Genomic DNA, 14,167 nt, shown 5'->3' with positions numbered 1-14,167 from the left:
CGGCGCCCGCAGGGCGTGTCAGGCCTCGGGCCCGCGATCCTGGTGCGGCGGGTCCGACGGTCGCGACCGGCCGGGCTCCGCACGCGGCGCGCGCTTCTGTCGTGGCTGCTGGGGATCGCGCCGTCGGGGCGTCTCAGCCGGGCCGTCCGTGTCCTTGCGGGGTGCGCCCTTGCCGCCGGCTCCCTTCACGACAGCGCCCTTGACCGCGGCACCCGTGGCCGCCGTGCCCTTGACCACCTTCTTCACGGCCGCGCCACTCGCGGCGGCGGGATTCTTGCGCGGGGCGTCCGACTTGCGCGTGCGGGGCTTGGTGCCGGGCCTGCCGCCCGTCTTGATGCGGGACGACCGCGGGCGCCGTGCGGCGAAGTCGGAGTAGGCGCGTGGCTGGTGGTGGTTGAGCTGCTGGCGCCACCACCATTCGCGGCGGCGTTCGTTGAGCGCTGCCTGCGCGGCGAGGGCGGCGCGCACCTGACGCGGCACGCTCAGGCGGCGGATGGTGCGGCTGTCGACGGTCGCGATGATGCCGGCGGCGACGAGCGTCAGCCCCAGGGACACGAGCGGGAGCCATCGCGCGCCCCAGGTCGCCACGACCACGCCGCCGAGGACCGGTCCGAGTGCTGCTCCCATGTTGAACACCACGGTGTATGCGCCGGCGCCCATCTCGGTGCGCCACGGCGTGTGTCGCATGGCCCAGTTGAGCAGCGCGGCGACCACCACGGCCCACGACGCGGCCTGGACCACCTGGAAGGCCACGGCGGACCAGGTCTGGCCGAGCGCCAGCAGGCACCACGCGATCGCGAGAGAGCCGATGGCGAGCGCGACCGTGTGGACGGGTCGCCGCGACAGGTGCCCCGAGATGCCGAGCGTGGCGGCCACCGCGACGGCGCCGCCCAGGCCGAAGAGCAGCGGCAGCGAAGAGGCGGGCATGCCGACCTCCTCGGTGAGCAGCGGCACCACATAGGTCCAGGTCAGCGACATCGCGGTGGTGGCGACGAGCGTGACCGCGAGCACGCGCGCGAAAGCGGTCCATGACGGCAGGTCGCCGACGGTGCTGGGCTGCGCGGTGGCCGAGCGGGACGAGGGAAGCACCACTGCGAGGGCGGCGGCCAGCCCGAGGCCCAGCACGGCGAGACCCCAGTAGGGCGCCTGCCATGCGACGGACGTGCCGAGCGCGGTGACGAGGGGCGTACCGAGCACGCCGGCGGCCGCCGAGCCCAGCATGATGGTCGTCACCGTCCGGGCACGCAGATGCGGAGCGAACAGGCTCGCCGCGGCCGGCGCGACCACCGCCCAGAACAGTGCATGGGCGGTGGCGGAGATCACGCGTCCGGTCGCGAACATGGCCAGGCCGTCGGCGGTCGCGACCACCACCACTCCGGCGGTCCACACTCCGAACGTGCCACTCAGCGCAACCCTCCGGCTCACGCGCTTGGTGACCATCGTCAGCGGCAGGGTCGCGACCACGACGGTGAGCGCGAACGCCGTCGCGAGCAGACCGATCGATGAGACGGGCACGCCCAGCCCGGACGCGATCGTGGTGCTCATGGCGACCACCGAGGCCTCGTTGGCGCCGACGGCAAATGCGCCCACGGCGAGCGTCATGAGACCGAGCCGTGCTTGCCGTGGCGAGAGGGAGAGGGCGTCTTGCGAGCGGTAGCCGGGGTCGGGCTCGTCGAGCACCATTGTGGCGGTGGTGCCACCCGCGATGGGGATGGCGAGCGTGGCCGGCTCCGACTCGTAGTGCGAGGGGTCGAAGCCAGGCAGCGACCCGACAGGAAGCTCTTGTGTGTCCGCAAGAGGCTCGGCCGCGTCGCCGTCGCCCAGGTCGAGCTCAATGGTGCTGGTGGAGTGGGACAACGCGGGCGGCCTTTGTGAATCGTGGGTGAGAGAAAGGGGCTGGTACGAGGCGGGGTATGCGATGCGACTGACGCATGCGGCACAGGTCCACGGCCCCTCGTTCAGCCAACGGGCGCGGACCCTCCAATGTTCCCACAGGAGTGGGTGTGAGACGGCCGATCTCGCGGCGTTCGCGCGGCCCCACCGGAATGGTTCGGAGGACGCCTCGGCGCGCGCGGACGCGCCCAGGTCAACTCTCTTGTCGAGTTCGCGACGCCCCCTCGACTCCCTCCCGCGTCCCAGCAGTCACTGCGTGCCGACGCTCACCGATTCCCGGCGCTGAGTGACGGTCAGGGCGCCGAGTTCACGCATCGGCGGCGCCGCCTATACTGGTCGCACCAGCGACGACCCGGCCATCACCGGCGAGCTTGCGGAAGAACGGGCGTCACGTCCCAGTAGAACCGCACGGGCAGCCCGTCACAGCGAGTCTCCTCGGGGACATGAGCGGTCACGCGCCGCCCGCGACAGCGGGGGAGCGGGGCAAACGAGGTGGTACCGCGCGAGCGGGATCGCGGCCGATGCGGTCGGGACCTGGGAGCGTCCTCGTGGCAGCAGTCGCCAGTCCAGGACCACCGAAGGAACCGCATGTACCCCCAGCACAGGCCCTCCTCCGAGGTGCCCGCCTCGCCGAACTTCCCCTCCATCGAGGAGGACGTGCTCGCGTACTGGAAGTCCGACGGCACGTTCCAGGCGTCGATCGACCACCGGTCCGACGCCGAGGAGTTCGTGTTCTACGACGGCCCGCCGTTCGCCAACGGACTGCCGCACTACGGGCACCTGCTGACCGGCTACGCCAAGGATGTGGTGCCTCGCTTCGAGACCATGCGGGGCAAGAAGGTCGAGCGCCGTTTCGGCTGGGACACGCACGGGCTGCCCGCCGAACTCGAGGCCGAGCGCGTGCTCGGCATCACGGACAAGGCCCAGATCGACGAGATGGGCATCGCCGCCTTCAACAAGGTGTGCCGCGAGTCGGTGCTGAAGTACACCGACGAGTGGCAGGAGTACGTCACCCGCCAGGCCCGGTGGGTCGACTTCGAACACGATTACAAGACTCTCGACGTCACCTACATGGAGTCCGTGCTGTGGGCGTTCACGTCGCTGCATGAGAAGGGCCTCGCGTATGAGGGCTACCGCGTGCTGCCGTACTGCTGGCGCGACGAGACGCCGCTGAGCAACCACGAGCTGCGGATGGATGACGACGTCTACCAGATGCGTCAGGACCCCGCGCTGACGGTGCTGCTGCCGCTCGACCCCGCTGCCGTCGCCGCCACCGCGCTCGGTGACGATCTCAAGGCCGCGCTCGCGGGCGCATCGGCCGTCGTGTGGACCACGACCCCGTGGACGCTCCCGTCCAACCTCGCCGTCGCCGTCGGCCCCGAGGTCGAGTACTCCGTGGTCTCGCCCGTCGAAGGCGACTTCGCGGGACGCAAGGTCGTGCTCGCATCGGCCCGCCTGGGCGCGTACGTGCGCGAGCTGGGCGAGGACGCGACCGTCGTCGCGACGGTGACCGGCGCCGAGCTGGCCGGACTGACGTATCAGCCGCCGTTCGACTACTTCACGGGCCGAGAGAACGCGCACCAGATCCTGGTCGCGGACTTCGTGACCACCGAGGACGGCACCGGTCTGGTGCACCTCGCCCCGGCCTTCGGAGAGGACGACGCCGCGGTCTGCGGCGAGGCCGGCATCGAGACCGTGATCCCAGTGGACGCGAAGGGCCGCTTCACCAGTGAGGTGCCTGACTATGTGGGACAGCAGGTGTTCGAGGCCAACGCTCCGATCATCCGCGACCTCAAGGACGCAGGGATCGTGCTGCGTCACGAGACGTACGACCACTCGTACCCGCACTGCTGGCGCTGCCGCAACCCGCTGATCTACCGCGCGATCTCCTCGTGGTTCGTGCGCGTGAGCGAGTTCCGCGACCGCATGGTCGAACTCAACGAGGACATCCGCTGGGTGCCGGACCACATCAAGGAGGGCCAGTTCGGGAAGTGGCTCGAGGGCGCCCGCGACTGGTCGATCTCGCGCAACCGGTACTTCGGCACGCCCATCCCGGTATGGGTGAGCGACGACCCTGCGTACCCGCGCACCGACGTGTACGGGTCGCTCAAGGACATCGAGCGCGACTTTGGGCGCCTGCCGCTGAACGAGGACGGCGAGCCCGACCTGCACCGCCCGTACATCGACGACCTCACGCGGCCCAACCCGGACGACCCGACCGGCCAGTCGACCATGCGCCGCATCCCGGACGTGTTCGACGTGTGGTTCGACTCCGGCTCCATGCCGTTCGCGCAGGTCCACTACCCCTTCGACAACCGCGAGTGGTTCGACGGCCATCACCCGGCGGACTTCATCGTCGAGTACATCGGTCAGACGCGCGGCTGGTTCTACGTGATGCACGTTCTGGCCACCGCACTGTTCGACCGACCTGCGTTCACCACGTGCATCTCGCATGGCATCGTGCTGGGCTCCGACGGCCGCAAGATGAGCAAGAGCCTGCGCAACTACCCGGACGTCAATGAGGTGTTCCACCGTGACGGCTCCGACGCGATGCGCTGGTTCCTCATGGCCTCGCCGATTCTGCGCGGCGGCAACCTGGTGGTGACCGAGGAGGGCATTCGCGAGGGCGTGCGCGAGGTGATGCTGCCGCTGTGGAGCTCGTACTACTTCTTCCAGCTCTACGCGGGCGCCGCGAACGGGGGAGCGGGCTATCAGGCTTCGCTCGTGGCCGACGCGGACGTCGCCTCGCTGCCCGTGATGGACCGGTACGTGCTGGCCAAGACCGCCGAGCTCGTCGACGCGATGACCGCTCAGCTGGACGCGTACGACGTGCCGGGCGCATCGGCCTCGCTGACCGCCTCGATGGACCTGCTCACCAACTGGTACGTGCGCACGCAGCGCGACCGGTTCTGGGCCGAGGACCCCCAGGCCTTCGACACGCTGTACACGGTGCTCGTGACGATCACAGGGGTGGCGGCGCCCCTGCTGCCGCTGCTGACCGAGGAGATCTGGCGCGGGCTCACGAGTGGGCGATCCGTGCACCTCACCGACTACCCGGTGGCGCCCGACGCGTGGCGCGACTCGTCTCTCGGCGAGGTGATGGATCAGGTGCGAGAGGTGGTGTCGACGGCCCACGCGCTGCGCAAGAAGGAGCAGATCCGGGTGCGCCAGCCGCTCGCGGCGCTGCACGTCGCGGTCTCCGATGTCGCGGCGTTCGAGCCGTACTCCGGTCTGGTCGCGGCCGAGCTCAACGTCAAGGCCGTGCACGTCCAGGGCATCGACGCGTTCACCGCAGTGCACCCGGTCGAGCAGACGCTGACGGTGAATGCCCGCGCGGCCGGCCCGCGCATCGGCAAGGAAGTGCAGGCGGCGATCAAGGGCTCGAAGACGGGCGACTGGACGCTGTCGTCGTCGGGCGACGTCGTGTCCGGCGGTGTCGCGCTGGTCGAGGGCGAGTACGAGCTCGCGACGGTGATCGGTGGCGGTGACGCAGGTGCTGGCTCGGATGAGGCGGCCGCGGTGCTGCCCGCCGGCGGGTTCGTGCTGCTCGAGACGGCGCTCACGCCCGATCTCGAGGCCGAGGGCTACGCGCGCGACGTGATCCGCACTGTCCAGGATCGACGCAAGGCGGAGGGGCTGAACGTCTCTGATCGCATCCGCCTGACGCTGCGGGTGCCCGTCGACCAGTGGGGCGCCGTGGAGGCATGGAGCGGGCTCATCGCTCGCGAGACCTTGGCCCAGGACCCGGCGACCGGCGAGGACCGGATCGAGGTCATCGCGGGCACGGAGCTCGACGTGGCGGTGGAGAAGGCCTAGCCTCACCCGGCTGCTGCCCCACCACCACGCGTACGCGGCAGATAGTCGCCCGGCCCACACGAGGGCTCGCGGGGCACCCTGGATCGTCCTCATGCCCCGCGGGACCGCAGCACCTCGAGCGCCAGGCGCCGGCATCCCTCCGGGTCCCGCATGATCTGTCGCCACGAGAAGCGCAGGGTGATGATCCCGCGGGTGGCCAGCATCGCGTCCCTCGCGATGTCACGCTGGCGCTGCTCGGGGTCGGCGTGGGTGCCGCCGTCCAATTCGATCGCCGTCAGCGTGGCAGCGTGGAACATGTCGAGTCGGAAGTTCTGGCCCGCGACGCTGACCCAGTGCTGCCGGATGAGGTCGGAGAACTCCCGGGTGTGGAAGACCGTGCGCAGCCCCACGGTCTCGAGGGCGCTCTCGGATCCCGCGGCAATCGCGGCGGTGAGCGACTGGAGTCGTCGCCGACCCCGCACGCGAGGCAAGGCGCCCGCCGCGGCACCAAGGGTGTGCGCGTCGACGAGCCCGCGTCGTGCCGCCGCGTACACCAGATCCGCGCCCGCCTGCGGGTCGAGTTCACCGAACGCCGTGACGACCGCGTACGCCGGAGTCGCGACGCGGCACCCGGCACCGAGTCCGACGGCCGGAATCTCGACCGAGAGTCTCGCCACCTGCACCCAAGGGCACGTGGGCTGAGGCCGGCCGGGAGCAGCCGTGACCTTCAGCGTGGCCGGCGGTGCGACCAGACCGTAGAAGTGCACGGCGGCGCTGCCGATGATCACTCCTCGACCTTTTGTCCAGGCGTGGATTGCGGATGCCCGGGTCTGCACCGCGTGAGCGTGGAGGCTGGCGGCGTACACCCCTGGGAGCATCCGCTCGACCCGGCCGGATCTCACGGCCCCGCGCAGCGCCGTCCGGGACCAGCGCCTCTCGACTTCGGCGCGGGGCAACGCAGCCGCACTGCGTTCGAACCACGCGGTCAGGGAGCCAGACGGGGAGCGCATGGGTCATGGATAGCCGCCGGTGCGGTCGTGCGCGACGTGACGGCGACGGATCTGTGGACAGCGGCGTGGTCAGGGTTGCTCTCCACCGCGCATGCGACGCGCGGAAGTGGTCACGGCGACAACGTGGGGGCGGACGCCGTGCGGTGTCAGGCAGGAACGGCCGCGACCGCGCGTACCGGCGACGTGGCGAGCCCCACGAAGGGCAACGGCAGCGCGGTGAAGCTGAAGCCATCCTGGGGAAGAGCGTCCAAGCGCGTGAGGTGCTCCACGATCGGGATGCCCGCTTCAAGGAGCGCAGTGTGGACCGGCCGCGCTCCCGTCGCGGTGCCGTCGACGTTGGGCGAGTCGATGCCCACCACGGCGCAGCCAGATGCGGCGAGCAGTGCTCCTGCGTCTGCGGTCAGGTGCGGGTGCCCGCCCGCGTAGTCCGCCTGGCCGAACCGGGCGGACCACCCGGTGCGCACGAGCACCGCGCGGCCAGCCAGGTCGAGGCCCTCGAAGGCGTCAGGTCCGATGGCGCCGGAGCCGTCCACGACGATGCCCGGAACGTTGGTGACGCGGGCCAGATCGATCGAGAGCACATCGCCCTCGCCGGGGAACCGGTGCAAGGGTGCATCCATGTAGGTGCCGGTGCCGCCGATGATGTCGAGGTGAGAGAAGGCGAATGAGGTCCCGTCCTCGTACAGCGATCTCGTCGCCGCGTGATCCCTCCACCAGCCGATGCGGGCGGCGGGGTGGCCCGGCGTCGTCACGGCCCCATCGGCGATCGGGTGGGAGAGGTCGACGAGGCGCGTGGGCATGGCGCGAGTCTAGGGCTGGAGCGGCGGCGTGGCGCTAGCGGATGTCCTTCACCACGCGTCCCGCCTGCATCACCATCGCGATGGCATCGGGCTCGGCCAGCGCCTCGATCGCCGCGAGTGGATCCGTGGCAGTGAGCACCAGGTCCGCCTGCTTGCCGACCTCGATGGAGCCGATGCTGTCGTCGAGCCCGAGCAGCGCGGCACCATTCACGGTGCCCGCCCGGATGGCCTCCAGCGGCGTCATCCCGGCGCCCACGAGGTGCGCCAGCTCCTCGAGGTTGCGCCCGTGAGGGTGGATGCCCGCATCGGTGCCGAGCGCCATCGTGACGCCGGCCGCGACCGCGCGGCTCGCCGCTTCTGCGCCCCGGCGCTGCCACGCGCGCTTCTTCTCGACCACGGATGACGGTGCCGTCGCAGGGTCCGGTGACCGCATCAGCGTCGAGAGGGTGGGGACCAGCACGGTGCCGCGGGCGAGCATCTCGGCGAGAGTCGCGTCGGTGATGCCGTACCCGTGCTCGATGCTGCGAGCGCCGCCCTCGACGGCAGCGGCGATGCCCTCGGCACCTTGCGCGTGTGCGGTCACGGGCTGCCCCTGTCGACGGGCCGTCTCCCGCACGATCAGCGCCACCTGCTCGCGGGTGATTCCTAAGTCATCGGGCGAGTCCAGCGGTGTCGAGATGCCGCCGGTGGTGCACACCTTGATGACATCCGCGCCGGTGCGCAGCACGCGTCGCACGGCCTCGATCACTTGAGCGTCGGTGTCGGTGACCGCCCACCCTGGCACCTCGGCATGGTCGACCCAATGCGCGTGGCTGCCGTTGGCGTGCACCGGGTCCGCGTGGCCCCCGGTGGGGGACAGCATCGCGATCGCGAGGTGAAGCCTCGGTCCCACGATCTGGCCGCGCGCCACCGCAGTGCGGTACCCGGGTGTGAGTCCCGAGAGGTCGCGAGCGGTGGTGACTCCCGCCTCGAGAGTGAGCCGCATGGACTCCGCGGTGTCGAAGGCGCGCTCTTCTGCGAACTTGAGGCGTTCGGCCTCCGCACGGCTGCCGTTGGCCATGGTGAGGTGCACGTGCGCGTCGACGAAGCCAGGCATGACCGTGAGCCCGGCACCGTCGATGGTGACATCCGCGCGAGACGCGGCTTGGCTCTCGGGCGCCACCTCGACGATCACGCCGTCCTTCACCGTCACCTGCGCGCGGGCGAGCGGCTCCGCGCCGGTGCCATCGATCACCGTGGCGCCGGCGATGCGGACGGTGCCCTCCGAGGTGGGGACGGCGGGCAGGCGGGCGGGGGTCATGAGGCTCCTGATGTCGGGGTGCTAGCCGATCGAGAATGTCGGCGAGCCGGGGTCGGCGGCGAGCAGTCGGCGCGTGTACCAGTGTTGCGGGTCCGAATAGATCTGTGCGACGGGTCCCGCCTCCACCACCTGGCCCTGATACAGCACCATCACGTCGTCGCTCACGCGCTGCACCACCGCGAGGTTGTGAGAGATGAACGCCATGGTGAGCCCCAGGGACTGGCGGATCTCGTCGAGCAGGTCCAGGATCTGGGACTGCACGGAGACGTCGAGCGCGGACGTGATCTCGTCCGCGATCACCAGCTCGGGCTCCACGATGAGGCCGCGCGCGAGCGCGATGCGCTGACGCTGGCCGCCGGAGAATTCGTGGGGGTAGCGGTGGATCATGTCCGCGTCGAGGCCCACTCGTTCCAGCCAGTGCGCGATGAGGTCCGTGTGGTGAGCGACTCGCGCCCGCCGTGGATCGACCGCCTCTGCGAGAGTCTGGCCGACGGTCTGCCGCGGAGACAGCGACGAGAAGGGATCCTGCGGGATCATCTGCACGGAGCGCCGGTAGCGGGCGAGCTCGCGGCGAGTGGCAGAGCGCACGTCGAGGCCCGCGACCCACAGTTCCCCCGACGAGGGCTTGACGGTTCCGACCATCGCCTTGGCGAGGGTGGACTTGCCCGAGCCGGACTCGCCCACGATGCCCACGGTGCGGCCGCGCTCGAGCCGGAGATCGACGTCCCGCAGGATGTGCGCGTCGCCGAACGAGACATTCAGGTCCGCGATGTTGATCAAGGTGTCGCTCATGACCGTCCCTCCGGGGCGTCGAGGGCGTCGACAGTGACGACGGGTGTCGCTGCCAGCAGCTGCTTCGTGTACGGGTGGTCGACGGTGTCGACGGTGAGCTGGTCTGTGGAGTCGATGCGTTCGACGATCTGCCCTTCGCGCATCACCAGCACTCTGTCGCACAGGCTGCGGACCACGCCCAGGTCGTGAGAGATGAACAGCACCGAGGTGCCGTGCTCCACGTTCATCCGCTTGATGATCGACAGCACCTCACGCTGCACGGTGACGTCGAGGGCGGTCGTGGGCTCGTCGGCGATGATCAGCTCCGGCGCCGTGCTCATGGCTGAGGCGATCATGGCCCGCTGCTTCATCCCGCCTGACAGCTCGTGCGGGTGCTGGCCCAACCGCGACTCGGGATCCGGCAGCAGCACGGAACGGAAGCCCGCGACGATGCGCGCACGAGCCTCCTTGCGCGAGTGCCCCAGCCGTGACGTGAGCACGTCTGAGAACTGAGAGCCGAGCGTCAACGCGGGGTTCAGCGACGTTCCCGGATCCTGGTAGACCAAGCCGATGCGCTGAGCCAGCTCCGTGGGGGAGACGCGTCCCAGCATGTCGGTTCCGGCGACGTCGAGCGATGCGGCTCGGGCCTCCAGTCCCTCGGGCACCAGGCGGGCAACGGTCGAGGCGGTGAGGGACTTGCCCGACCCGGACTCTCCGACGATGCCGAGGATCTCGCCGCGACGGATGGTGAAGGACACGTCCTTGACCAGCTCGCGACCGCTCGCGGCGTGGCTGATGGTGAGGCGCCGTGCATCGACGACGAGGCCCTCGGGAGCCTCCGGTGCCTCGACGCTGGACCCGGCCGCCGCATCGGCCGCACTGGGGGTGAGCCGCAGCAGCTTGGACCGGGTGCCTGCCGAGCGAGGGTTCGCGGCGGCGGCGAGGCCGTCGCCGATGAGCAGTGCGGCAAGGGACGTGAACACCAGTGCGGCAGCGGGTCCGACGACGAGGATGGGGTTGGTGCCGAGCTTGCCGAGTGCGTCGTCCAGCAGCGTGCCGAAGTCGAAGGAGGGGTTCTGCGAACCGAGTCCCACGAAGGACAGCCCGGAGATCTCGACGAGCGCGCCCGCGAAGGCCTGGGCGACGAGAATCAGCATGGGCTCTGACATGTTGGGCAGGATGTGGCGCATCGCGAGGCGGTGCGGAGGCACTCCCATGAGCCGCGCGGTGGTGACGAAGTCGCGGCTGGACAGGCCCGCGGCGAGGTTCGAGGTGAGGCGCGCGAAGCCAGCGGTGTTCGCCACGGCGATCGCGAACACGGCGGTGATGGCGCCCTTGCCCAGGATCGCGGCGACCATGATCGCCACCAGCAACGTGGGGTAGGACACGGCGAACTCGATGCCACGCAGACCGAGCTCGCGAATGCGCCGCGGTGCGAGCCACACGCCGACGCCGATCGCGATGCCGGCGACGGCCGCGAGTGCGGTCGCGGCGAGTGCCATCCCCACGGTCAGCTGGGTCGCGACGAGCGTGCGGGCGAGCATGTCGCGGCCGAGGGAGTCGGTGCCGAGGGCGTGTTCCGCGCCGCGGCCGGCGTTGGGCTGGTCGCTGAGCGCGGTGGCCTGCTCCCCGAGGAACATCGGCGCGGCGACAGCCACCACGATCACGACGGCAAACATCGCGAGACCGGTGATGAGGGTGCCGTTCCACACGAATCCGCGCTTGCGGGCGATCGACGGCGCGGGTGCCTCGGCGGGGTCGGACGGCAGGCGGACGGCGTCAGTCATGCTGACCTCCCAAGGTGCGCGGGTCGATGATGCCCAGGATCACGTCGATGACGAAGGTGATGAAGATCGAGATCGCTCCGATGAAGAACACCGCGGCCTGGATCACGGGGTAGTCCTTGTCGATCGCGATGGCCTGGATCACGGTGGTCCCCAGACCGGGCCAGGCGAAGACGGTCTCGACGATGATGGCCGAGCCGAGCATGGACGTGAGGATGATGCCGGACAGCGTCAGCGTGGTCGTCAGGAGGTTGGGCACCAGGTGCTTGGCGAACCTGCGCAGCGCGGGCAGTCGCCACCCGCGCGCCGTGCGCATGTAGTCCATCTCCTGCGTGACGGCTGTCTCTCGCCGGACGATGCGAGACACGGAGGCGATGCCTCCGAAGGAGAGTGCGGCGATGGGCAGGAGAGCCGACTCCACGGTGCCGTAGGCCAGGGAGTAGGCGGGCGGCAGCACGGCCAGCCACACCGCGAAGATCAGCACCAGCATGGTCGCCTGCAGGTAGGGGGGAATCGATTGCATGACGCTCATCACTGCGGTGAACGAGCGGTCGAGCCAGGCATTGCGGTCGCCGCGCGTGGCGATGCCGACGGCCATGCCGAGGGTCACGCCGACGACGAGCACGAGCGACACTGCGACGCCGGCGATGGCAAGGGTGTACGGCGCTGCGGTGAGGACCAGCTCCAACGCCGGGAGCCCGTAGCGGAACGAGTCGCCGAAGTCGCCTTGGGCGACACCGCCGATGTACGAGGTGAGCTGGTCCCACATCGGGCGATCCAGTCCCAGCTCGGTGCGAACCTGCTCGACCTGCTCGAGCGTGGCGTTCTCGCCGGCGATGGCGGTGGCGGGGTCTCCCGGGATGAGCTGGACGATGAAGAACGTCGCGAGCACCAGCAGCAGGATGTTGACGATCAGACCGAGGCCGCGCCGGGTGAGGAAGCTGCGCCATGCGGCGGCGTTCGAGCCCGCGCGGTGGCCGCCGTTGTCGGGGGTGGCGGGCGCGTGGGCGGCGCCCACTGCACCGCCCGCGTCGCTCGGAGGCTCGTCGTGAGGGGAGGGGAGGCTCATGGACGATAACTCCTTTGGAGAGCGGACGTGGGCGGTGCAGGTCTGGTGGGTTAGGACGCGAGGCGCAGGGCGCTGATGTCCCAGTAGCCGGAGAGCGTGTAGCTGTTGATGCCATCACGGGCGACGATGTAGTGCGTGCTCGTCGCGAGCGGGTGGACATCGACGCGCTCCAGGATGCTCTCCTGGGCCGCGAGAAGGTTGGCGCACTGCTCGTCGGGGTCGTTGCTGGCCATCGCAGCGTCGAGGAGCGCGACGCCCTCGGGGTTGTCCGAGCTGGTGTAGTTCACGCCGCCGTCAGCGAACGAGGGCCCGAGCGCTCCGAGGATCGACTGGTGGACCAGTCCGGACGTGTTGGCCGATGCACGGATGGTCAGGTCCCACGTGGTGGGCTCCGAGCGCAGCTGCGCCGACCACTCCGAGGGGTCGAGCAGCGTGAGCTGGACGTCGGCCCCGGCGGCGGAGAGGGCCTCGACCACGTAGTCCACCGCGGTGTCCCAGTTGGTCATGGCCAGCATGCGGATGGTCTGCCCCTCGAGCACCTCTGCTGCGGCCTCCGGTTCGTACGCCTGCAGCAATGACTCGTCGGTGGACACACACTGGTAGGAGGAGGTCGTGACGGAGGTCATCAGCCCGCCGAGCCCATCGTGAGCGGCGTTGTTGAAGGCCTCGGCGGAGACGGCCTGGGCGGCCGCGGTGCGCAGGCCCTGGTTGTCGGCAAACACCGAGGACGGGTCCTCGTTGAACAGCAGCACGTTGCCCGTGGCGTCATCCGTCACGTAGGAGAAGTCCTCCGATTCGGTGAAGCGAGTCGCGTTGCTGTCGTAGAAGCGGGCCACATCGAGCCCGCCAGACGTCAGCAGGTTCGCCGAGGTGTTGGCGTCCGTCTCGACCGTGATGTTGATGGTCTGTGCGGGCTCGCCTTCGACGGAGGTCCACTCGGGCCACGCGTCGTAGTCCTCACGCAGGGCGTAGGAGACGGAGACGCCGGCGCTGTAGTCGGAGATCGTATAGGGACCCGAGAAGGCACCGTCCACGGTGCCGGCGGCGAGGCCGTCAAGGTCGGCGAGCCCCGCGGGGCAGATGATGCCGGTGCCGTCGAGAGCGAGCCCGCCGATGAGCTGCGAGTACGGCTCGGACAACGAGATGGCGAGCGTGCCGGCCTCGTCGTCCGCCGTGAACGTGGGCTCGCCCTGGCCGAACGCGAGGCTCGACCAGTTCTGCGCGCCCGAGTCCTCGGCGCTCGCGAGGTATTCGAAGGAGTCCGCCACCACCTGCGGCGTGATCTCGGTGCCGTCCGCACACATCGCGCCGTCGCGGATCGTGAAGGTGTAGGTGCTCGCATCAGCGGCTTCCCACGACGATGCCAGCCCGGGGACGAACCCGTCCTCGCCCTTCGCGACGAGGGTGTCGAAGCCCAGTGCCGCGGCCGTGTAGTCCGGCGATGACGCCGACGTCGCGGGGTTGAAGTTCGAGGGTGCGTACCAGAGGACCGTGTTGATGGTCCCGGAGGCGCCCGGTGCGCCGGCGGTGGGGGAGTCTGCGGTGTCGGAGTCTCCTGCAGTCGAGCAGGCGGCGAGCGTGAGGCTCGCAGCCACTGCGACCGCAGCGGTGGCGATGAGTGTCCTAGGCATGAATGCTCCAGTGTGATGGTGGGGGGACGTCGGTGGCGGCGATGCCGTGAGCGGTCCGCCACGTCGCCGACCGGGGGGATGGTCGACGACGGGCGTCCCGCCGTGTACCGGGCT

Annotated in this window: 9 protein-coding genes; 1 reads left to right on the top strand and 8 read right to left on the bottom strand. The window is 70.0% G+C overall.

What is annotated here, in order from left to right:
* Positions 1–18: 18 nt before the first annotated feature.
* A complete protein-coding gene (locus AOP72_RS08480) occupies positions 19–1,857 on the bottom strand; it encodes an MFS transporter (RefSeq protein WP_062135006.1) in 1,839 nt (612 codons plus the stop codon).
* Between the two features lie 624 nt (positions 1,858–2,481).
* On the opposite strand from AOP72_RS08480, the gene ileS reads away from it, so the two are divergent.
* Complete coding sequence (gene ileS, locus AOP72_RS08475; RefSeq protein ID WP_062135003.1) at positions 2,482–5,709, top strand: isoleucine--tRNA ligase; 3,228 nt, start codon at positions 2,482–2,484, stop codon at positions 5,707–5,709.
* An 89-nt stretch (positions 5,710–5,798) separates the two neighbouring features.
* Here ileS and AOP72_RS08470 read toward each other — a convergent pair whose 3' ends face one another.
* From AOP72_RS08470 to AOP72_RS08440, 7 genes are all read right to left on the bottom strand, one after another.
* On the bottom strand, positions 5,799–6,698 hold the full coding sequence (locus tag AOP72_RS08470) for a DUF559 domain-containing protein (protein ID WP_084631594.1): 900 nt from the start codon (positions 6,696–6,698) through the stop codon (positions 5,799–5,801).
* A 146-nt stretch (positions 6,699–6,844) separates the two neighbouring features.
* Positions 6,845–7,498: a cyclase family protein gene (locus AOP72_RS08465; protein WP_062134996.1), complete on the bottom strand. Its 654-nt coding sequence runs from the start codon at positions 7,496–7,498 to the stop codon at positions 6,845–6,847.
* 34 nt (positions 7,499–7,532) lie between these two features.
* Positions 7,533–8,798: an amidohydrolase family protein gene (locus AOP72_RS08460; protein WP_062134993.1), complete on the bottom strand. Its 1,266-nt coding sequence runs from the start codon at positions 8,796–8,798 to the stop codon at positions 7,533–7,535.
* Between the two features lie 21 nt (positions 8,799–8,819).
* The gene (locus AOP72_RS08455) at positions 8,820–9,590 is read right to left on the bottom strand and encodes an ABC transporter ATP-binding protein (RefSeq protein WP_062134990.1); all 771 of its coding nucleotides are present in this window, start codon (positions 9,588–9,590) and stop codon (positions 8,820–8,822) included.
* Positions 9,587–11,356: a dipeptide/oligopeptide/nickel ABC transporter permease/ATP-binding protein gene (locus AOP72_RS08450; protein ID WP_084631589.1), complete on the bottom strand. Its 1,770-nt coding sequence runs from the start codon at positions 11,354–11,356 to the stop codon at positions 9,587–9,589. The genes AOP72_RS08455 and AOP72_RS08450 overlap by 4 nt, the downstream gene beginning before the upstream one ends.
* Positions 11,349–12,422: an ABC transporter permease gene (locus AOP72_RS08445; protein ID WP_084631586.1), complete on the bottom strand. Its 1,074-nt coding sequence runs from the start codon at positions 12,420–12,422 to the stop codon at positions 11,349–11,351. Before AOP72_RS08445 ends, AOP72_RS08450 begins: the two co-directional genes overlap by 8 nt.
* Positions 12,423–12,472: 50 nt before the next feature.
* Positions 12,473–14,053 carry an ABC transporter substrate-binding protein gene (locus AOP72_RS08440; RefSeq protein WP_062134987.1) on the bottom strand — a complete coding sequence of 527 codons (1,581 nt, stop codon included), beginning with the start codon at positions 14,051–14,053 and terminating at the stop codon, positions 12,473–12,475.
* Positions 14,054–14,167 lie beyond the last annotated feature (114 nt).

It is taken from the genome of Demequina aestuarii, from assembly GCF_000975095.1.
Classification (GTDB): domain Bacteria; phylum Actinomycetota; class Actinomycetes; order Actinomycetales; family Demequinaceae; genus Demequina; species Demequina aestuarii.
Note: the sequence above shows the minus strand (reverse complement) of the source record. Positions and strands in the feature narration are given on the sequence as shown.

Excerpts from the sequence above, each read along its gene's own strand:
- AOP72_RS08440 (WP_062134987.1), bottom strand. The coding sequence starts at position 14,053 with ATGCCTAGGACACTCATCGCCACCGCTGCGGTCGCAGTGGCTGCGAGC.
- ileS (WP_062135003.1), top strand. The coding sequence starts at position 2,482 with ATGTACCCCCAGCACAGGCCCTCCTCCGAGGTGCCCGCCTCGCCGAAC.
- AOP72_RS08445 (WP_084631586.1), bottom strand. The coding sequence starts at position 12,422 with ATGAGCCTCCCCTCCCCTCACGACGAGCCTCCGAGCGACGCGGGCGGT.
- AOP72_RS08455 (WP_062134990.1), bottom strand. The coding sequence starts at position 9,590 with ATGAGCGACACCTTGATCAACATCGCGGACCTGAATGTCTCGTTCGGC.
- AOP72_RS08465 (WP_062134996.1), bottom strand. The coding sequence starts at position 7,498 with ATGCCCACGCGCCTCGTCGACCTCTCCCACCCGATCGCCGATGGGGCC.
- AOP72_RS08470 (WP_084631594.1), bottom strand. The coding sequence starts at position 6,698 with ATGCGCTCCCCGTCTGGCTCCCTGACCGCGTGGTTCGAACGCAGTGCG.
- AOP72_RS08450 (WP_084631589.1), bottom strand. The coding sequence starts at position 11,356 with ATGACTGACGCCGTCCGCCTGCCGTCCGACCCCGCCGAGGCACCCGCG.
- AOP72_RS08460 (WP_062134993.1), bottom strand. The coding sequence starts at position 8,798 with ATGACCCCCGCCCGCCTGCCCGCCGTCCCCACCTCGGAGGGCACCGTC.